Here is a 20,307-nt window from a genome sequence, read left to right as displayed (position 1 = left end):
CTTAAAGCAGACATTTCGCGCTTTATTCTTATAGAAGAGCGCTGCGTTGCCATTTAAACTGCGACGCTGAAGAGGACACCCTAATGAATAAAATGCTTATTAGCGCAGTCGCGCTTTTTATGCTGGCCGGTTGTAGCGTCAGTAAACCCGGGGGATTTGAACGCGTGGATGAAGACACCAGTTCAAATACCGTGCAGTACCGTTACGATCCACAAACGCTCAATAAAGATGCGTTGGATATCGACCTGGCGAATTATTGTAGTCAGCGTGGGTTCGATAAGGTGGAATCATTGCCGTCGCAAAACAGTAATTTGCCTGGATTAAAGAAAGCCTGGTATCAATGTAATTACGCGGTAAAAAGCTAAAAAAATAGGGCGGGATATATTCCCGCCCTTTTTATATTTTCTTATTATGTGCTGTGTGTGTTCTTTGCCCAACTATCTGCGGTGTCCATAACCGCCATGCCCATGGTGCCAACCTCCTCCACCATGATGGCCCCAACCTGGGCCTCCTCCACGATGATGATCGATAATACAGCCACTCAACATCGTCATAATGGCGACAACCGATGCGACCTTAATAAGCTTCTTCATGGAGAGTCCTCCTCTGTTCCAATGTAGCCAGATTACAGGGGAATAGTGGAGTGAAGATGCAGGAAATGTAGATTTATTACTGGATGTATTACGGAGTATTTCAATTAAATGCTAAAAAAATCGGCGAGTAAAATAAGCCAATCAGAATAAGCTGAATGCCTGATTATAATAACGCGAATACTCTGAAAGACAAGGCTTGATAATAGTGGTTCTCAATTAAATACGTTTTATGGAGGAATTGTGTAGAGAGGATGCCGCAAATAAATGCGGCATCCAGAGAGGTCAATTATGCAGTAAAGGTTCTGCTACGTTTTGACGATTTGGCAGACGGATGCTGAGCGACAGCACCAGCGAGATCACCAGCAAGGTCATAATCAGGCTGAAGGTGACGGTAAAGCCACCAAAGGCTGAGGCAACCAATGAACCCAGTACGCTACCAATCCCGAAGCCAAGGTAAATCAGTCCATAATTCTTAGTGAGATTGTTCAGACCAAAGAAATCACTCACCAGCGATGGGAACACGGTAATCGTACCGCCAAAGCTGAAGGCAACGCAGGCCAGGGACAGGAAGAAGGTGGATTCACTCATATGGGTAAAGAGCAGAATGCTCATGCCGGCCAGCGAGACAATCTGCGCCAGGGTGATGACACGAATACGCGCCATTTTATCCGACAGTACACCGAGAATGAGGCGGCCACTGAGATTGGCAATCGCAATTACCGTAACTGCATTCGCTGCCGTTTGCGCACTAAGATGAACCATGCCTTCGCCGATATCTTTCGCCACACCAATGACATACAAGCCGCTCATGCAAGCGGTCAGGAACATCAGCGCCAGCATCCAGTACTGCGGTAAACGTACCGATTGCGCTAACGTGTAATCCTTCGCCTCCAACTGGCTATTACCACTGCTCTTTTGCATCGGGGCATCACGCATCAGCAAAGCGCCGAGAATGATCATGCTCATCGCCAGCACGCCCCAAATCATGAAGGTATTCTCCAGACCTTGCGCGCTAAGCAGTGCACCACAGATAAATTTAAAACCAAGACTGCCCAAACCGTAAGCGCCAATGGAACAGGCGGAAATTAATCCTTTGCGCTCCGGGAACCACTTCACACAGTTGGAGAGCGTCATTAGATAACCGGCTCCATCCGCAAGGCCGACCAAAATACCGGCGCTGAGGTAAAGCATCATCAGATTATCGGCATGAGCAGTTAACCAGAATCCCACTGCCATTAAAATGCCCGCGCCGATGGTCACGTTGCGCACGCCAAAGCGCTCCTGCAGTTTTCCGGCTAGCGATGAAGCGATCGCCAGGCCCAGGCTGAGTAAACCGAACGAGAATGCCACCTCGCTGATTGGCGCATCCAGCTTATTGGCCAGCGGGCCATTAAACAGGCTCCAGGTATAAACCGAGCCCAAAGCAAACTGCGTAATAATGGTGCCGATAAGCGTCAGCGTGCGGGTACGTTGATAATTCGCGGTCAAAGCTGTTTTCATTTTTTATCTCTCATGCGAGAAAGCGGAATCTGTGGAGATAATAAGCGCCTCGCGCACGGGCGAGTGAAGTGCGGGCGTGAAAGCACCGGATGACGGAATGAAATGCAGCGAAGCGGGTATGAATGACATAACGATGACAATGCGGGATTTCAGCATAAGCGTAGCGGTTACTGCGGGTAACCTTGTGTAACCAGGTGTATCTATGGCGCCTTTATGCCTGCAAAGCTCGGGATGTTTGCCAGGCTTAGAGTTCATTCAAGAGGAGGAAATATGAAAGACCGAGCATATGAATCCGCGTCAAGCGAGGATGAGGTTTGCTGCATTATCGGTCAGGCGGTGATCGAGTTAAGTGATGAGCATCAACCAGTGAATAAATCCACATTGTCGCTGAAATTACTGGCAATGGCCGACCGCGACAAAGATGATGAACGCGTCCTGCTTTACTGGATTGCCAGAAAAGCCATAACTAAACCTCACCAGCTCAATATCGGCGTTCAGGGCTGGCGCTAGAGGAACAAAAGAGCGGGCGCAATGCCCGCTCTCGTTATGTCAGGCGGTGCGCAAGCGTCCCAGAGTCGGACGGCGTACAAACATCACCATATTTCCCGCCAGTATCATTACCAATCCCACAATCGCATTGCTGTGCCAGTGATAACCCTCATAAAGCGTTGAGAGCGTCAGCGCCACCAGCGGGAACAGCAAGGTGCTATAAGCGGCCTGGCTAGCGCCAATCCGACCCACCAGCGTGAAATAAGCACCAAATCCCAGCACCGATCCGAAAATCGCCAAATAACTCATGGCACCCAACCACTGGACGTTTAGCGCGGGCGCAAGTGAATCGCCGTTTAGCAAAGCCAGCGCGGCCATGATGATGGCGCCATAAAACATGGCATAGCTGTTGGTGGTCAGCACATCACGTTGACGTCGCTGATGGCGTAAAGAGATCATATTGCCGAACGAGAAACCTAAAGTGCCGAGCGCGCTCAGGCCAACGCCCCATAATAATTGCGGCGCCGGATGTGCCGCCTGAATATCATTCCAGAACAGCGCGACGATGCCGCCAAGGCCCAGTACCGCAGCGGGCAGCAGGCGAAATGACGGTCGTTGGCGGAAGAAAATCCAGCTATTCAGCGCGTTGTAGAGCACGGCCATGGAAAAAATGACCGACTCCAATCCACTGCTGATCCAGGCGGCGGCGTGATAGAAGCAGACGAAGTTGAAGCCAAATACGCAGCAGCCTTGAAGCAAACAGAATAGATGATCGCGTTTGTCCAGCGTTCTCAGGCGACGCAGCACTTTAAGGAGTGCCAGCATCACCAGCGAAGCCAGTAAAAAGCGCCAAAATACCGCCACCAGCACCGGCGTCTCAGCGGCTTCCTGCTGCAGGAAAATGGCGATCCAGGTGGTGCCCCAAATCATGACCACGGCAAGGTACAACATCACATTCATAACGCGATCTCCAACATAATCCGGCTCGCAGTGTGGCGTGAAAAGCACAGCGCAACTTGCACGCTTTTGCGCGGCAATTGCAAAATCTTGCGCTTTTTCTCCTCGCGTCCTGCTGTGACCTGTTTTCTGTCCGCCGAGATCCGTACACTGTGCGCTAATGAACTGCGAGTGATAGCTACCATGGCCGATTACCAGACCTTCAACATGCTACAGCGCCACAAAGCGCAATTGCGCGACAGCGTGCAGCTGTCGGGCGGCATTAAGCTGGCGGCTTGGTTTAACAGCGGCGATCGCGTCACCAATCTTAGCAATCATCACACGCTTAGCCTGTATACCGCTGACGGCTACGAAACCTGGCATAAAACCCAGCATGGCTGGCGCAACGGCGGCGGGCCGGATCGCTTTTGCCTGATGCCTAGCGGCGTGGAATCGGTGTGGGATATTCGCGCTGATTTGTCGTTTGTGCATCTCTATTGCACCGACGAACATTTGCGCCATCTTGGCGAACAGATCTGGGATCGCAGCCCGTCGCAGCTCAATCTGCATGAAAAGATCTTTGCCGCGGACGATCGCATTACGCAGCTTTATCGCCATTTCCTGCTCAGCACTGATTGGCAACAGCCAGCCAACCAACTGATGCTCAGTAGCGCATCAACCTTATTGATGACACATCTTTTGCAGCGTTATAGCGACGTGCAATGGCAGGTGCCACAAGTACGCGGCGGACTGGCACCGGCGGTTTTGCGACGAGTCATGGCCTATATTGATGCGCAGTTAGATCAACCGTTAACGCTGGCACATTTAGCTGGCGAAGCGGCGTTGAGCGAATATCATTTTGCACGCATGTTCCGAAGCAGTGTCGGGGAAGCTCCGCATCAATATGTGATGCGCCGCCGCATGGACGCCGCATTACAGTTACTGAAATTCAGCCCTTTACCGCTAACCGAAATCGCATTGCGCTGCGGTTTTCACTCCTCCAGCCACTTCAGCAACCGCTTCCGTCAATTGCATGGCGTCACGCCTTCCACATGGCGGCGAGACCTGAAAAAATAACGAGCTGACCCTAAAGCGCTGTAATCCACTGCAAGTAAGCCAATTCTTTTCTGAACTTATCTCTCATAAAACCATTTTCGCCACTCTGCAACGTGAAATATTCAATGGTTTTGGAGTAGGATGCCTGGCAGGAAGATCATGCATTGCATTGATTAAGTTGGAATATTAGAGGAAAGCGTAATTATGGAAAATCGCGTTTCAAAGCTGGAAGCTGATATCGACAACATCAAAACTGATATGTCGTCGATGAAAGTGGATATTGCAGTCATTAAATCCAATTACGCCACCAAAAGTGATCTTCACCAGGAGGTTGGCAAGATTCATCAGGAGATCGGAAAAATTCATCAGGAGCTGAGCAAACAGACCAAATGGATTGTGGCGGGCATGATGAGTACCGCTGGTATGACGCTTGCTTTGGCAAGATGGCTATTTTAAGCGGGATAATGATTAAAATCTGGTGCCCCAGTTTGCCTTCCAACGATTACAAGCAAAACGCCGACCGGGTGCACTGTTTTGGTTACTCATGTTTTAGGAGCAGCCGGTTCTGGCGCTGTTTAGTAAAGGCAAAAATCAGGCCGTAATCAAATGGAATACATTAGATGCGAATAACGGTGCGCATGTGAAGCGCTCCGTTATTAATCAGTGGAATATCTCCGAGCTAACGCATTGAGATAAAAGCTTGGTGCGTTGATTAGCCCCGCTGGCGTTGAGGTGATACGTTGAGTCTAGGAATAGATCTGGTGAAAGGTTTGCGTAGAAGTGATCGCAGATTGTATTCAACCCTATACGTTTCAAGTTGGAATCCAGTGATTCAGCAAATAATGACGATTCTGCATCATCCGCATTGAAATATTCGGTTTTCATTGATGCGGGCCAGGTAATGTACAGCTCAGCGCCTTTAGCTTTAATCATATCCCGTATCTTAATAAGCTCACCCTCTGAATATTTTTCAATCACCAAATCCTTCTTCCCATAGCTGAGTGATTCAGAGTAATAACCCTTATGATTCATGGTGTTTTCAACAAAACCCATGCCTTTAGGATCGATGTTCATATCACCGGTTGAATTCAGTGATGTATAGCGATACCCGTAATTCCTGCCGTTCGGATTGCCTTTATAGGCGTCAATATAGATGACAGGGGTCGTTAATCTCTTTGTGGTAGATAATGCGCCTTCCATTACTCTCTCGAACGTAGTGTACGTCACTAACACCGCTTTTCCGTACATGCTTAAAGAATCAATATAGTCACTACCCCATGCAAGCATGTTGTTAACGAACCAGTCTGAATACATATCCTTCCTGAAATAGAAGCCGTATTCTAACGGCATGATAACTATATCTCCCTTTCTGACAGTCCTGTCAAGCAGTTTTCGGTAATAGGAAATATCAAGAGAGCCGTGCATAGCCATATTTACAACAGGTCTTGCAGTTAGCTCAGACATCAATTTGCTATTTATTCCAAATAAGCCATTCGACCCGGAAGCAATTATGATTCTGTTCTCTCCGACATTTTTTGCCAGAGACTCTTTCTTGTGTTGCACATCAACAAGCCACCACTCAGCTTTAACCGATCTGCCAATCTGGAATGAATACAATTTATAATAACCTGCCATGGTAGATAAAAATACCACAAAGTAGATTAAAAACATCCATTTATTTTTCATTTAAATTCTCAAAACGATGAGTAAATAAATTGTGCGGCACTAGCTCCGCCAAACATAAATATTACTGAGGCGGCCATCGCCAAGGATGACAGCGAAACCCTAATTATTCCAATGTGGCTTCCATTAATAATTTCACTTGTGTTTTTTACGGTGAAAACAAAAAGAAGAACAATGGCTATATAAATTGCAGCATGCGCATTGATAACTTCTGGGGAAAATACCGATTTGAATGCAGCCCATGTTTCAAGATTAACTACCTCATGCCAGCCTGATAGAGCAACATTTGTTGGTAATAACATCGCACTAAATATATCGTAAGCAGACTGCACGCTATCTGCGCGGAAAGGAATCCATGAAAAATTAATAAACAGGGTCGTTACTAACCACCCGGCCAGAGCTGGCATACGCATCCCAGCCTTCTCCCAAAGGACATTTACGGCTGTGGCAATACCATGAAGCGCACCCCAAATAATGAAATTCAGTGCACTTCCATGCCAAGCCCCGCTTATCAGGAATGTGACCAGCAAGTTTAACAGTGTGCGTGGTAGTCCTTTTCTACTTCCGCCTAGCGGTATATAAACGTAATCACGCAACCATGTAGAAAGCGAAATGTGCCAACGATTCCAGAAGTCTCGAATGTTTACCGCTTTATAGGGTGAGTTAAAGTTGTCTGGCAAACGAATTCCCAGCAATAGTGCTGCACCTATAGCTATATCCGAGTATCCGGAGAAATCGAAATATATTTGGGCGGTATATGAAAAGCTTGTAATCCATGCTTCGGAAAAATTTAGCGTTGCAGTATTTGCATATCCAACATCTGCGTAACGGGAAAACAATCCGGACAAAACAACCTTTTTGAATAATCCAATTGAAATCACCGCCATGGCGACGAGCACCATTGATGACTTAACTAACTCACGTGAATTAGTTTGAGGCATTAATGCCTGCCAGCGGGTTATAGGGCCTGCGATCATCTTCGGGAAGAAAAGTATGTAATACAGGTAATCCAAAATACTGACTTGGACAATTTTCCCCTTATAAGCATCAACCAAAAATGATATTTGCTGAAAAGTGAAAAAGCTTATGGCAAGAGGCATCCCATAAGCACGAAGCCAGTCAGTCGCGTAAAATGCACCATCAGGTATGAAATGGTTATACTTCAGCGAGCACAGAAAAATCACGTTGGATGAGACGCCAATAATCATCGCCAACTTGCGATGAGATGACTTCATAATAAAATGGTAAGCCAAGTAACTGACTAAGCATGATGCAGCCAAAACAGGTGCGCCACCATATGTGATGTAGACGTAAAAGTAAGCCGAAACAAGGATCATGAAAATCTTGCCAACTTTGACATTGCAGCGCCTGATTAAATTGTAGGCGAAGGTGGTTAGTGGCAGGAACAGCAAGATAAAAGCCAGTGAATTGAAAAGCATTTGTTAAGCCGTGTAATTTCTTATGAGAGCAATCTTAAATCCCAAACTAATGGTTAACAAGGTTTTGGCGAGAAAGATGTGAGATTATGTCACTAACATGAACTTTATACAGTAATTAAACTTATAAAATAGCCCCTATGCAGGGGAATGTTTTACAAAGTGCATGTCTAGTCATAGCCAGCTGAGGTGTTTCGAAAGGCCAATGATAAGCGTAATGACAGCGACGATGTTTAAGGCAATCACAAACCTTGGTGAAACGTCCATATTCTCCTAAGAAGCAAAAAATATTGTGAGCCTGAGAGTAGTCAAAATCCCTCATCCAGAACAGCGCAACCATAAACAAAAATTCATTTCCTCATCAATCCCTTCCCGAAAACCACCATCAATCGACTTGATCGATCCCATCGACCGACATTGATATCGACTGGAAGCGGGCAGTATATGACCAATCCTTTACGCTCGGATCGGCCGCAATGGATATATTGAACTGGCCGGATGGTGGCTTTGAAGACGTAAACTATGATGTTGCCATTGAGGTGGATACGGCATCAACAGAAGCTCCGTTATGCATTCCTGTCGTTAGAGTAAAATCGCCGACAAGCTACACAATAAGGGTTACTCCAGTGGCTGGCTCTACAGGAACTGGTGTATTATCTGTAATTGCTAAGCGCAGACCATAAAGCGCAGCCACCCAAAAACACCCGAGACAAAATTGATATTTCGTAAGGAAAGTGTAAAAATCATTACAAACTGCACAATAGAGAAAATGTAATGGTCAAGGAAAGGGTGCACTGGTTAGACAACCTTAAATTTCTAGGAATTTTTTACATCTACATTGGTCATCTTGGAGCAGCAGCAGGAAAGATCTATCCATTTGTTTTCACCTTTCATGTGCCGCTCTTTTTTTTTATATCTGGCTTGTTATTTAAAAAGTGTGTTTCGGTAAATGACTTTTTAGGGGTTGCTAAAACGAGCTTTAAGAGAATAATTATTCCATACATAGTTTTCTCTGCTATTGGAATCACTGTGTATGCAGTAAAATCAACCCTGTCAACTTCAGTTATAATTGATATGATAATTAATGCATTTTATGGCATAAGAAATCAAGTGCCGATAACATCACTATGGTTTTTGCCATGTTTGTTTGTAGTGATTATTTACCATTCCGCATTGCAGTATGTCTTTAAATCAAAATGGGTTGTGTTTTTTGTTTCTTTTGTGCTCTACCAACTAAAGCCTTACTGGGGGGCATCAATGCCGTCAGTAATATTTAATGTTGATAGCGCTCTTTATTATCTTTCATTTTATTCTTTTGGGGCGGCGCTTTCAAGTTCAATAATTAAAGATTGGATTTCGATAGAATCATACAACAAGAAACTTATATGCTCTATTGTTATTTTTTCACTGGCTTTGTTTTATTATAGTTATCAGTACGGTGCTTATACATTGATTAACTGGATAAGCAGTTATCAGATCAAATCAGCGTTGCTTTTCATTATCACATGCGCTTTATTTATTCCTAGTATAGCATTGTCATGTATTTTGAATATTGATGCGCTCAGGTGCCTAGGTAGAAACAGCCTGGTATTATGCGGGACAGAACAAATATTGAAGGTTATGGTGCCTACGATTCTTCTTGCTTTTGGAATTAAAATACAAATTAAGGATCCACTTCAAGCAGTTCTTTACACTGCAATTCTGATGGCAATCTCTTATTTCACAATCGTGAAAATATATAATTCATTCTCACTCAGTCGGCGGGCTAAGTTAGCGGCGGATGCCAATGAAAAGATAAATAGTTCAAGCGCGTAGCTGTGGATTAAGCCATATGTAGAGTACGTAATACTTTTTGACCCTTACAAACATATTGCGTCCATAATCAATCGCCCTGACATTAAGAAAAAAGTCCCGGCGACGGGGCAGCTTAGAACCGCGTCCATCTTCATGCAGGCTGCGGATGTAAATCTGAGGTTAGACTATTTGAGCCGTTTCTTATCCCATTACTCCAGAGCAGGCGTACGGTAAACCTCCTTAAAAGGAGGATGCACGGACATTAAAGTTTGTGACCTTGCCATTGATGTAGCCCGTACCGTAATTGGCCAGGCGGTAATTTTCATGCTGGAAAAGGGAATTCCAATTACCAATGATACACTGGTCGAACACCTTGCGGGCATGTTTGAAGATACAGATAAGAGTTGTGTGCCAGAGCTTGCGATGTATCTCTTTGGGGTCAGCAAGCACTGATTAGCGCCTGCTGTAATTTAATTATGCCTGTGGTTGCCCAACCGGACCTTTGCTCATTGGACCGCCCGGTATGGGCTGATCGGTTTGCACATTAGGGCGCCCGTCCGGTCCAATCGGTCGCTCTGAGTGATGGCATCCTGATAACGTCAAGAGGCTGACGACGATAAGCATCCCACCAAAAACTCTTTTCATACAATTACATCCCCTGTAATGGCAACCAAGCGTTGCTATCTAAACGTAGATATCCTTTCCGTGTTGTCAAAAAACTAGCAGTCAGAAAAATAAAATTCGTTATCCACCAATCGCTTTACAAAAAACTCTCCCGTCCCGCCTTGATCCATTCCATCGATCGATATTGCTGTCTTTATATACAGTATCTATCAGGGAGGGAGATGACCATGCCCCGCGACTACGAAATCATGATGGCATTTAAGTAGGCTATGAAGCGAGATGCATTAGGGCGCTTCATCATCAGCACGCTGGACTTTGTGAGCGAACTTGAGCGTCTTAACTGGCATTACACGCTTCGCGCAGCCAATAGCTGGATCGAGACACACACCACGAGATTCCGCGATATTTCGACTACAGATGGCGATGAGCGCACATTTCAGGTGTTCAATTAGACATGTCGGGAATGTATGAGTGGACGATGATCATGATTCAGCCACGTCGCATCATTACCGAAGATGCCGTGTTCCTGATGGATGACCTGCTGAAAGATATTGCAGTGGTGGGAGTGGTGACGCATGAAATCTCGACCATGCATGAGGATGAGAGGCCGACAATCGCCCCATTTCCTTCCAGATAATCCGCCCACCATTGCATCATCTTCCTGCATCTTTCCAGGTACTGTGCGTGGTTATAGATGCCGCGGATATTGTTGCGATCGACGTGAGCCAACTGTCGTTTTATCGCATCATGCGGCCATCCATGCTCGTTCAGGATGGTGCTGAACTGGTGGCGGAATCCATGCCCGCTTGCAAGGCCTTCATAGCCAACCTGCGAATAACCAGTAGAACGGCGGCGTCGCTGATTGATTTTCCTTTGTCATTGCGACCCGGAAATACGAAAGCAGAATTAGATGTGATTGGCTGCAGGAATTTAAGCAGCGCCTTAACCTGACGCGACATCGGAACCACGTGTGCCTTGCGGTTCTTCATCACATCTGCGGCGATCGTAATCAGGTCGTTCTCAAAATCGACGTCTGTCCATTGCATGCTACGCATCTCTTTAGTGCGTAGGGCGGTGTACTGAAGAATTTGGGTAGCAACACGGGAAATAACGCTGCCGGAGTAGGTGGCGAGAGCAGCGTTAAACGCTGGTATCTGGTCGGCCGGCAGGAATGGGTAGTTCTGTTTGCGATAGCCTTTCATCGCATCAGCCAGGTCAGGCGCCGGATTATATTTGCACCGGCCAGTCACGACTGCGTAACGGAAAACTTCACCGCACCGGCGCCGTGCTTTATTGGCTCGCTCCATCGCACCCCGATCCTCGAACCTCCGCAACACCTTCAGCAGAGCCATCGGCTCAATGTCATCCATCTGCATCTTGCCGATATAAGGAAGGATGTCATCATCAAATATGCGCCTGAGCTCACTGGCGTACCTCTCAGACCAAACCTGCTTCTTGTGCTTATACCATTCCTCGAAAATCGAACCTAACGAATCAGGCTCCTTTTCATTCTGCTTTTTCTTCACGGACGGATTGAGAACCAAGTGCTAAGTCGCGCTTCAGTTCAAACGCCATGCTTCTGGCATCAGCTGGGCCAATATCCGGATATTGGCCGATGGTGTGTACTTTCTCTTTCCCGTTGAACTGGTAGCGTACCTGCCAGACCTCCTTTCCAGAAGCTGGCACACAGAGGAAGAGTCCATTTCCGTCTGCAAGCCTGTAAGGCTTCTCTTTGGGTTTTGCAGCATATATCTGCTTTGGTGAGCATCGAGTAAAATCCGGGTGGTAAAATTGATTTATCCAGAATTTACCCAAGCTATCATCTGGCTTTCAACGAACTATGGCGAACGGTTGTTTGGGTGTTCGCTTGGCGCGATGGGGTTTTTACGAAAGTAGAAGGATGGTTGCGAACTGCTATATGGTGTCCCCTGCAGGAATCGAACCTGCAACTAGCCCTTAGGAGGGGCTCGTTATATCCATTTAACTAAGGAGACGCCGGGCGCGCAGTATAGCGCACCGCGCGCCTGATTTTAACTATGCCGAGCTTGTTTGCTTAATCTATCAGCAATTTAAGACCAAACTCACGCCTGTTTTTGCTTCTCTTTACGCTTCTGCTCCGCTCGTGCTTTGGCTTTCGCCGCTTCACTCATGTCATTACGAATCTGTGCATGGCTGATCAGCGCAAAAATCAGCGTACCGCCGGTGATATTGCCGAGCAGCGTTGGCAGGGCAAATGGCCAGAAGAATTCATACCACGGCAGCGTTCCTGCAAACACCAGATACAGCACTTCCACTGAACCCACCACGATATGCGCCAAATCGCCTAACGCCACCAGCCAGGTCATCATCACGATCACCACAATTTTCGCCGCGCCGGCATACGGGAACATCCACACCATCGTGGCGATAATCCAGCCGGAGATCACTGCATTAGCAAACATTTCGCTCGGTGGATTAACCATCACTTTTTCGCTGATAGCGGTAAAAGCCTGACGGGTAGCATCGTCAAATATCGGCATATGATTGAAGGCCAATGCGCCGAGCGCAGTACCAATCAGATTGCCGAGCAGCACCACACACCATAAACGCAACAGCAGTGCAAAATTGCTACCAGTAGGTTTGTGCATCACCGGCAAAACGGCGGTGACGGTATTCTCGGTAAACAGCTGCTGGCGCGCCATAATCACAATGACAAAACCAAAGGTATAACCCAGGTTCTCCAATAAAAACGCGCCGGGCACGCCTTTTAAATGGACCTGAAAAATGCCTTTCGCCATCAGCGAGGCGCTCATCGATAGTCCCGCCGCCACCGCAGACCAAAGCAGCGCCATGCCATCGCGCTCTAACTCCTTTTCACCGTCGTGGCGAATCTCCTCATGAATCGCCGCCGCCTGCGAGGGCAGGGCATCTTCATCGACTTCAATCTCCTTGCCCTGATCTTTTTCGTCGCTCTCTACATCGTTGTCACTGTTTGAAATCGATGGTGAATGTTTCATGTTTTCCCCTGGTGATAATGCCAATGCGTAATAAGCGTAGCCGGTTTTATCAAGGGCGATTTGTTACGAAGATTCAAATTAAGAGTAACGAAGTTTTAACGAAGGTGGTTTTTTGAGCGATTTATTGATCTGATGCGCACGAATACCCCATTTGGGGTAAGTGGGAGCCAGCTCACAGACTTCGGCCCACAGATTCAATGTGGTATTATCGCCGCCTCATTCATTGCTGTGATTCTCCCTTCTATGCTCGAAGTCATTAATCTTTCATGTGTTCGTGATGAGCGAACGCTTTTTCATGGATTGAGCTTCCGTGTGCAACCGGGTGACATTGTGCAAATCGAAGGGCCGAACGGGGCTGGAAAAACCTCGTTACTGCGTCTGCTGGCCGGATTAAGCCGCGCAGAAGAGGGCGAAGTTTTGTGGCAGGCACGGCCAATTCGGCAACAGCGTGAAAGATGGCAACAAAATCTGCTCTATCTCGGTCATCACCCGGGGGTGAAATCGGTACTCTCTCCGCTTGAGAATCTGCGCTTCTGGCATGGTGGCAGCGATGAAAACGCGATTTTTGACGCCCTTGAGCAGGTGGATTTACTGGGTTTTGAAGAGGTGCCGGTGGCGCAACTTTCCGCCGGACAGCAGCGGCGCGTGGCACTGGCGCGACTGTGGCTCAGCCCGGTGTCTGTGTGGATCCTCGACGAGCCGTTGACCGCCATTGATAAAGGCGGCGTAGAAAAATTAATGGCGCGATTCGCCGCACATGCCGATAACGGTGGGGCGGTGATTCTGACTACGCATCAGGATCTGCCCGCAAGCCACGCTCGGGTGCGTAAAATTCGACTTACTGCGGAGTGGGCTTGATGCTTGGCCGGGTTATTCAGCGTGAATTAAAAATCGCTTTTCGCAGTGGCGCAGAAGTGATCAATCCGCTGTGGTTTTTCCTGATTGTTATCACACTGTTTCCGTTAGGTATCGGGCCGGAACCGCAACAGCTGGCGCGCATCGCGCCGGGCATCGCGTGGGTTGCCGCGCTATTGGCCTCCTTGCTGGCGCTGGAACGGCTGTTTCGTGATGATTTTCTTGATGGTTCGCTTGAGCAACTACTTCTGTTGCCGACGCCGCTACCGGTCACCGTGCTGGGCAAAGTGATTGCTCACTGGCTGATTACCGGTCTGCCGTTGATTTTATTATCACCGCTGGCTGCATTACTGCTGTCGCTCGATTTTGCCGGCTGGCGCGCCATGGCGCTGACGCTATTACTCGGTACGCCAACGCTGAGTTTCCTTGGTGCAATCGGCACCGGATTGACCGTTGGGCTGCGCCGCGGCGGTGTACTACTCAGTTTGCTGGTGTTGCCCTTATCGATACCGGTTTTAATTTTTGCCAGCGCTGCGATTGATGCCGCCGGCATGGGATTGCCGATTGGTGGTTATCTGGCGATTCTGGGCGCGATGCTGGCGCTAAGCGCCACGCTAGCGCCCTTTGCGACGGCGGCGGCCTTGCGTATTAGTCTGCATTAATTCGTGTCGCCCCAGAGCGGCCGAAACCTGAATTCTGTTTATTGTGAGCGATGCAAAAATGTGGAAATGGTTACATCAGTGGGCAAAGCCTGAACGGCTTTACCAGCTATGCGGGCGCTTGATTCCCTGGTTCGCGGTGCTGGGCGTTGCTTCGCTGCTGCTCGGTTGGGTGTGGGGCTTCGGCTTTGCGCCAGCGGATTATCAGCAAGGCAACAGCTTCCGAATTATGTACATTCACGTGCCCGCGGCGATGTGGTCGATGGGCGTCTATGCGTCGATGGCAATCGCCGCGTTTATCGGCCTGGTGTGGCAGATGAAGATGGCCGATCTGGTGTCGGCGGCCATGGCGCCCATCGGTGCCGTGTTTACCTTTATCGCGCTCGTCACGGGTTCCGCCTGGGGTAAACCGATGTGGGGCACCTGGTGGATCTGGGATGCGCGTCTGACATCGGAGCTGGTGCTGCTGTTCCTGTATATGGGCGTCATCGCGCTCTACCACTCGTTTGAAGATCGTCGCACTGCCGGTCGTGCTGCGGGGATCTTGATCCTGGTTGGCGTGGTTAATCTGCCAATCATTCACTTTTCGGTGCAGTGGTGGAACACCTTGCATCAGGGCTCTTCGGGCATTCTGCAGCAGGCGATTGACCCAAGCATGCGCACCCCGCTGCGCTGGTCGATTCTCGGCTATTTGCTGGTGTTCGGCGCGCTCACCTTGATGCGCCTGCGTAACCTGATTCTGTTTACCGAGCGCCATCGTCCGTGGGCGATTGACGTCGCACAGGGAGGACGCCAGTCATGACACCAGCTTTCGCATCATGGAGTGATTTCTTTGCCATGGGCGGCTATGCCTTTTACGTCTGGCTCGCCGTCATCCTCACCTTGATTCCTTTATGCGGTCTGGTACTGCACACCGTGCTGTTCCGTCGCCGACTGCTGGCCGATATTCGCCAGCGCCAGGCCAGGGAGCGCCGCATTCGCGCGGCGAAATCGAAAAAAGCTGCCAGTGAAGCAGCGGGAGAATCCGTGTGAATATCCGTCGTCGTAACCGCCTGTATGTCGCGCTAGCGGTGTTGATTGGCCTTGGCCTGGCGACATCGCTGGTCATGTATGCGCTGCGTTCCAACATCGACCTGTTTTATACCCCGAGTGAAATTCTTTACGGCAAGGGCGAAGATCATCAGAAGCCTGAGCCGGGCCAGCGTCTGCGCATCGGTGGCATGGTGATGCCGGGCAGCGTCAAGCGCGATCCCAACACGCTGGCGGTCTCTTTCAAACTGTATGATGCCAATGGCGTGGTCAGCGTCAGTTACGAAGGCATCCTGCCGGATCTGTTCCGTGAAGGGCAGGGCGTCGTCGCGCAAGGTGTGCTGGCAGAGGGCAACCAGGTGAACGCCAAAGAGGTGCTGGCCAAGCACGATGAGAAATACACGCCGCCGGAAATTGAAGACGCGATGAAGAAGAATCACACCGGACCAGCAGCAGCCTATCAGCAGGCGGGAGCGCAATCATGATGCCGGAAATTGGCAGCTTCTTGCTGTGCCTGGCGCTAGGGCTGGCGCTACTGCTGAGTGTTTATCCGCTGTGGGGCGCTGCGCGTCAGGATGCGCGATTGATGGCGATGGCGCGTCCGCTGACGTGGGGCATGTTCGCCTGCGTCGCTGCCGCCTTCCTGGTACTGGTTCACGCTTTTATCGTAAATGATTTCACCGTCGGCTATGTCGCCACCAACTCCAACACCTTGTTGCCGGTTTACTATCGCATCGCTGCAACCTGGGGCGCGCACGAAGGTTCACTGCTGCTGTGGGTGCTGCTGCTAAGTACCTGGACGCTGGCGGTGGCGATTTTCAGTCGCGGTATGCCGCAGGATGCGCTGGCACGCGTGCTGGCGGTGATGGGCATGATTAACCTCGGTTTCCTGCTGTTTATCATCCTCACCTCGAATCCGTTTACCCGTACTTTGCCAAACTTCCCGATTGATGGGCGCGATCTCAACCCGATGTTGCAGGATATCGGGCTGATCTTCCATCCACCGCTGCTGTATATGGGATACGTTGGCTTCTCGGTGGCGTTCGCTTTTGCTATCGCTTCTCTGATGGCTGGTCGACTGGATACCGCATGGGCGCGCTGGTCACGTCCGTGGACCACCGCTGCATGGGTGTTTCTGACCATTGGCATCGTGCTCGGTTCCGCATGGGCCTATTACGAACTCGGCTGGGGCGGCTGGTGGTTCTGGGATCCGGTCGAAAACGCCTCCTTTATGCCGTGGCTGGCCGGCACGGCGCTGATGCACTCGCTGGCGGTGACGGAAAAACGCGGCAGCTTTAAGTCGTGGACGGTGCTGCTGGCGATTACCGCGTTCTCGTTAAGTCTGCTCGGCACTTTCCTCGTGCGTTCTGGCGTGCTGGTTTCGGTGCACTCGTTCGCGTCCGACCCGGCGCGCGGCATGTTTATTCTCGCGTTCCTGGTGATCGTGATTGGCAGTTCGCTGCTGCTGTACGCGTTGAAAGGTGGTCAGGTGCGCAGCCGCGTGCAGAGTGAAATCTGGTCACGCGAATCCTTCCTGCTGGGCAACAACGTGCTGCTGATTGCGGCGATGCTGGTGGTGTTGCTGGGTACGCTGTTACCGCTGGTGCACAAGCAGCTCGGTCTGGGCAGTATCTCGGTGGGCGAGCCGTTCTTTAATACCATGTTCACCTGGCTGATGGCGCCGTTTGCCCTGATGCTCGGCATTGGTCCGCTGGTGCGTTGGCGTCGCGATCAGCCGCAAAAATTGTGGAAACGCCTTGGCGTTGGCTTGTTGGTCACGCTGATTCTTTCGATCGCGCTGCCGTGGCTGCTGCAGGATCGTATCGAAGCAATGACGGTGATCGGGCTGCTGATGTCTATCTGGGTGATCATGCTGACATTGATGGAGCTGCACGAGCGCGCCACCCATCGTCACTCCTTCTTCAAAGGCCTGCGCCATCTGACGCGCAGCCATTGGGGCATGGTGCTGGGCCATCTTGGCGTGGCGGTGACGGTGGTGGGTATCGCGTTTAGCACCCAATACAGTGTTGAGCGTGATGTACGCATGAAGGCCGGTGATAGCGTCGATATTCACAGTTATCACTTCATTTTCCATGGCGTTCGTAACCTGCAGGGCCCGAACTACAGCGGCGGTGAGGCGATTATTGAAGTGACGCGCAACGGCAAGCCGGAAGCGGTGATGCAGGCGGAGAAACGCTTCTATGCAGCCGCGCGTACCATGATGACCGAAGCGGCGATCAGCGGAGGTTTCACGCGCGATCTTTATGCGGCACTCGGAGAAGAGCTGGATGACGGCTCGTGGGCAGTACGCATTTACTACAAACCTTTTGTGCGCTGGATCTGGTACGGCGGGGTGTTTATGGCGGTCGGCGGCTTATTCTGTTTGTTCGATCCGCGCTATCGCTCGCGTAAAAAAGCGCAACGCGAGGAGCTGGCATGAATAAAAAAATCCTGTTTATCCCGTTAGTTCTGTTTCTGCTGCTGGCGACGGCGCTGCTGTGGCAGCTGTCGCGCAATGCTAATGGCGATGATCCAACGCGTCTCGAATCAGCGCTGATCGGCAAACCTGTGCCGGTGTTTAAACTTGAAGCGCTCGATCAACCGGGCAAAATCTACGATCAACAGGTGCTGAATGACGGCAAACCGATTCTGCTGAATGTCTGGGCGACGTGGTGTCCCACCTGCCGCGCGGAGCATCAATACCTCAATACGCTGGCGGAAAAAGGCATTCGCGTGGTGGGGCTGAACTACAAGGACGACCGCAGCAAAGCGGTGACCTGGCTAAACACGCTGGGCAATCCTTACGCGCTCAGCCTGTATGATGGCAACGGCATGTTGGGCTTGGATCTTGGGGTTTACGGTGCGCCGGAAACCTTCCTCATCGATGGCAAAGGCATTATCCGCTATCGCCACGCCGGCGACATGAACGATCGCGTCTGGCTGGAAGAAGTGAAACCGCTGTGGGACAAATACAACAAGGAGGCGGGTGCGTGAAACGACTGCTTCTTTTATTGGCGGGCATTCTGCTCAGTACCAGCCTGTGGGCAGCGATTGATACCTATCAGTTCGATTCGGTACAGCAGGAAGAGCAATACCGCGAGCTCACCGCATCCTTACGTTGTCCGAAATGCCAGAACAACAGCATTGCCGACTCCAATGCCATGATCGCCGCAGATATGCGTCTCAAAGTCTACGAATTGATGAAGCAGGGCGAAAACCGTCAGCAGATCATCGACTACATGGTGGCGCGTTACGGCAACTTCGTCACCTATGAGCCGCCGGTCACACCGTCCACGTTGATTTTGTGGGTTGGTCCGGCGCTGTTCGTGGTACTGGGCGCGGTGATTATTATCCTGCGCAATCGGCGCGGCAAAGCGCGGAACGAATTAGACGACAATGAACAACAGCGCCTTGCGGCGTTACTCAAGCGTGACGGGAAGCCGTAATGACTGGATTCTGGATTACCCTGATTATTTTGCTGCTGGCGGCCATCGCGCTGTTTCTGCGTGCAGGCTGGCGTCAGCGCGAAGCCGTAACCGGCGATCGCGATCGCCTCAATACCGATTTCTATCAACAGCGTCTGCGCGAGCTGGAGCATGATGAAGAAGAGGGCGTGGTGGCTGAGCGCCCGGAAATGGTGCGTGAACTGCAACAAACGCTGTTAACCGACGTTCCTCAGCAGGATGCTGCCACTATTCATCGCAGCAGCCGCTGGGTATTGCTGCCGGGCGTCATCGTGCTGTTGGTGGTGTCGGTGGGGATGTATTTGAAAACTGGTGGCTTAACGCAGCAGACGGCATTTGTCAGCGTACAGCAGGAGTATCCTGCCTTGCGGGCGCGCGTCATGGATCCTAAAGCCCAGCCGTTAACCATGGAAGAGCTGGCGCGCTTGCAGCTCGGGCTGCGCAACTCGCTGCAGAACGACGCAAATAATCTCAATGACTGGGCGATGCTCGGTCGTCTTGGCATGGTGCTGAATAATGCTACCGATGCCAGCCAGGCTTTTGAACACGCGCTCCAGCTGGCGCCAGACAATCTGGAGTTGCAGCAGGATTACGCCGAAGTGCTGACGCGCTCCAGCGATCCGCAGGACAACCGCCAGGCCAACGTGATGCTTAAAGAGCTGCTGAAACGCGATCACAGCGATGTGCGCACGTTGAGTCTGCTGGCATTTAACGCCTTTGAGCAGCAGCAGTACAATGAAGCGATTGGCGCCTGGCAGGTGATGTTGAAACTGTTACCGCCGGGCGATCGACGCATCACCATGATCGAACGCAGCATTGAACAAGCGAAAACCGATGCGGGGCAGCAAAATAGCCAGCTGGCATTGACGGTGAGTTTGACGCCGCAGGCAGAAAAAATGTTACCGCAAGGCGGAGTGATGTATATTTCTGTGTCTGACGGTGTTTCACCGGTGCCTGTGGCTGTGAAGCGTTTACCGCTGAGCCACTTCCCGTTATCGCTTACGCTAGATGACAGCAATGCCATGATGCCCGATCGCCTGCTTTCGGCGCAGCATCAGGTGCAGGTCAGGGTGCGCATTTCGCGCGACGGCAGTGCCAATCCCCAGTCTGGCGACTGGTTTGGTTTAAGCGCGGTCACACCCTGGGATGGTCATCAGCAATTGGCTGTGGAAATTAATCAACAGCAGCCCTGA

21 protein-coding genes, 1 tRNA gene and 1 pseudogene are annotated in these 20,307 nt (G+C 50.4%); 15 read left to right on the top strand and 8 right to left on the bottom strand.

The window, feature by feature from the left end; all coding sequences use genetic code 11:
* Positions 1-83 precede the first annotated feature (83 nt).
* Positions 84-365, top strand: coding sequence for a membrane lipoprotein lipid attachment site-containing protein (locus tag WH298_RS03550; protein ID WP_049852924.1), 282 nt, complete (start codon positions 84-86; stop codon positions 363-365).
* Between the two features lie 510 nt (positions 366-875).
* Here WH298_RS03550 and WH298_RS03545 read toward each other — a convergent pair.
* Positions 876-2,093, bottom strand: coding sequence for an L-lactate MFS transporter (locus WH298_RS03545; protein WP_049852923.1), 1,218 nt, complete (start codon positions 2,091-2,093; stop codon positions 876-878).
* A gap of 270 nt (positions 2,094-2,363) precedes the next feature.
* Here WH298_RS03545 and WH298_RS03540 point away from each other — a divergent pair, with 270 nt between their 5' ends.
* Entirely contained in the window at positions 2,364-2,603 is a 240-nt protein-coding gene (locus WH298_RS03540) for a hypothetical protein (protein WP_007889156.1), read from the top strand.
* 39 nt (positions 2,604-2,642) lie between these two features.
* Here the strand turns inward: WH298_RS03540 and WH298_RS03535 are convergent, their stop codons facing one another.
* Entirely contained in the window at positions 2,643-3,542 is a 900-nt protein-coding gene (locus WH298_RS03535) for a DMT family transporter (protein WP_180822233.1), read from the bottom strand.
* 180 nt (positions 3,543-3,722) lie between these two features.
* Here WH298_RS03535 and WH298_RS03530 point away from each other — a divergent pair, with 180 nt between their 5' ends.
* Together WH298_RS03530 and WH298_RS03525 are read left to right on the top strand one after the other, a co-directional pair.
* On the top strand, positions 3,723-4,595 hold the full coding sequence (locus WH298_RS03530; RefSeq protein WP_180823683.1) for a helix-turn-helix domain-containing protein: 873 nt from the start codon (positions 3,723-3,725) through the stop codon (positions 4,593-4,595).
* Between the two features lie 183 nt (positions 4,596-4,778).
* Positions 4,779-5,030: a hypothetical protein gene (locus WH298_RS03525; protein WP_007889162.1), complete on the top strand. Its 252-nt coding sequence runs from the start codon at positions 4,779-4,781 to the stop codon at positions 5,028-5,030.
* Positions 5,031-5,234: 204 nt separating this feature from the next.
* Here the strand turns inward: WH298_RS03525 and WH298_RS03520 are convergent, their stop codons facing one another.
* Positions 5,235-6,260 carry a hypothetical protein gene (locus WH298_RS03520; protein ID WP_180822232.1) on the bottom strand — a complete coding sequence of 342 codons (1,026 nt, stop codon included), beginning with the start codon at positions 6,258-6,260 and terminating at the stop codon, positions 5,235-5,237.
* An 8-nt stretch (positions 6,261-6,268) separates the two neighbouring features.
* Complete coding sequence (locus WH298_RS03515; RefSeq protein ID WP_180822231.1) at positions 6,269-7,696, bottom strand: MBOAT family O-acyltransferase; 1,428 nt, start codon at positions 7,694-7,696, stop codon at positions 6,269-6,271.
* Between the two features lie 771 nt (positions 7,697-8,467).
* Here WH298_RS03515 and WH298_RS03510 point away from each other — a divergent pair.
* Both WH298_RS03510 and WH298_RS03500 read left to right on the top strand, forming a co-directional pair.
* Positions 8,468-9,508: an acyltransferase family protein gene (locus WH298_RS03510; RefSeq protein WP_238344409.1), complete on the top strand. Its 1,041-nt coding sequence runs from the start codon at positions 8,468-8,470 to the stop codon at positions 9,506-9,508.
* Between the two features lie 1,057 nt (positions 9,509-10,565).
* Positions 10,566-10,748, top strand: a complete 183-nt coding sequence (locus WH298_RS03500; RefSeq protein WP_238344492.1) for a hypothetical protein — start codon at positions 10,566-10,568, stop codon at positions 10,746-10,748.
* Here WH298_RS03500 and WH298_RS03495 read toward each other — a convergent pair.
* The 4 genes and pseudogenes from WH298_RS03495 to WH298_RS03485 form a co-directional block, all read right to left on the bottom strand.
* Positions 10,739-11,637, bottom strand: a pseudogene (locus WH298_RS03495) (tyrosine-type recombinase/integrase); the annotation flags it as partial. The gene WH298_RS03500 and the pseudogene WH298_RS03495 sit on opposite strands and share 10 nt — an antisense overlap.
* Entirely contained in the window at positions 11,618-11,926 is a 309-nt protein-coding gene (locus WH298_RS23690; protein ID WP_422616020.1) for an Arm DNA-binding domain-containing protein, read from the bottom strand. The pseudogene WH298_RS03495 and the gene WH298_RS23690, both read right to left, overlap by 20 nt.
* Positions 11,927-12,030: 104 nt before the next feature.
* Positions 12,031-12,105: transfer RNA gene (locus WH298_RS03490), tRNA-Arg, on the bottom strand.
* 87 nt (positions 12,106-12,192) lie between these two features.
* The gene (locus tag WH298_RS03485; RefSeq protein ID WP_007889169.1) at positions 12,193-13,107 is read right to left on the bottom strand and encodes a formate/nitrite transporter family protein; all 915 of its coding nucleotides are present in this window, start codon (positions 13,105-13,107) and stop codon (positions 12,193-12,195) included.
* A gap of 243 nt (positions 13,108-13,350) precedes the next feature.
* Here WH298_RS03485 and ccmA point away from each other — a divergent pair, with 243 nt between their 5' ends.
* From ccmA to ccmI, 9 genes are read left to right on the top strand one after another with little or no spacing between them, the layout of a single operon-like run.
* Positions 13,351-13,965, top strand: coding sequence for a cytochrome c biogenesis heme-transporting ATPase CcmA (gene ccmA, locus WH298_RS03480; RefSeq protein ID WP_180822229.1), 615 nt, complete (start codon positions 13,351-13,353; stop codon positions 13,963-13,965).
* Positions 13,965-14,624, top strand: coding sequence for a heme exporter protein CcmB (gene ccmB / locus WH298_RS03475; RefSeq protein ID WP_007889178.1), 660 nt, complete (start codon positions 13,965-13,967; stop codon positions 14,622-14,624). The genes ccmA and ccmB overlap by 1 nt, the downstream gene beginning before the upstream one ends.
* A 58-nt stretch (positions 14,625-14,682) precedes the next feature.
* Positions 14,683-15,423 carry a heme ABC transporter permease gene (locus tag WH298_RS03470; RefSeq protein WP_007889180.1) on the top strand — a complete coding sequence of 247 codons (741 nt, stop codon included), beginning with the start codon at positions 14,683-14,685 and terminating at the stop codon, positions 15,421-15,423.
* Positions 15,420-15,653, top strand: a complete 234-nt coding sequence (gene ccmD / locus WH298_RS03465; protein WP_007889184.1) for a heme exporter protein CcmD — start codon at positions 15,420-15,422, stop codon at positions 15,651-15,653. Before WH298_RS03470 ends, ccmD begins: the two co-directional genes overlap by 4 nt.
* A complete protein-coding gene (ccmE, locus tag WH298_RS03460) occupies positions 15,650-16,135 on the top strand; it encodes a cytochrome c maturation protein CcmE (protein ID WP_007889192.1) in 486 nt (161 codons plus the stop codon). Before ccmD ends, ccmE begins: the two co-directional genes overlap by 4 nt.
* Positions 16,132-18,090: a heme lyase CcmF/NrfE family subunit gene (locus WH298_RS03455; protein WP_007889193.1), complete on the top strand. Its 1,959-nt coding sequence runs from the start codon at positions 16,132-16,134 to the stop codon at positions 18,088-18,090. The genes ccmE and WH298_RS03455 overlap by 4 nt, the downstream gene beginning before the upstream one ends.
* Positions 18,087-18,644, top strand: coding sequence for a DsbE family thiol:disulfide interchange protein (locus WH298_RS03450; RefSeq protein WP_180822228.1), 558 nt, complete (start codon positions 18,087-18,089; stop codon positions 18,642-18,644). Before WH298_RS03455 ends, WH298_RS03450 begins: the two co-directional genes overlap by 4 nt.
* The gene (locus WH298_RS03445) at positions 18,641-19,096 is read left to right on the top strand and encodes a cytochrome c-type biogenesis protein CcmH (RefSeq protein WP_180822227.1); all 456 of its coding nucleotides are present in this window, start codon (positions 18,641-18,643) and stop codon (positions 19,094-19,096) included. Before WH298_RS03450 ends, WH298_RS03445 begins: the two co-directional genes overlap by 4 nt.
* Positions 19,096-20,307 carry a c-type cytochrome biogenesis protein CcmI gene (gene ccmI, locus WH298_RS03440; RefSeq protein ID WP_180822226.1) on the top strand — a complete coding sequence of 404 codons (1,212 nt, stop codon included), beginning with the start codon at positions 19,096-19,098 and terminating at the stop codon, positions 20,305-20,307. The genes WH298_RS03445 and ccmI overlap by 1 nt, the downstream gene beginning before the upstream one ends.

The sequence above is a fragment of the Pantoea nemavictus genome (assembly GCF_037479095.1).
GTDB lineage: Bacteria > Pseudomonadota > Gammaproteobacteria > Enterobacterales > Enterobacteriaceae > Pantoea > Pantoea nemavictus.
This window is presented reverse-complemented; position numbering and strand designations above follow the sequence as displayed.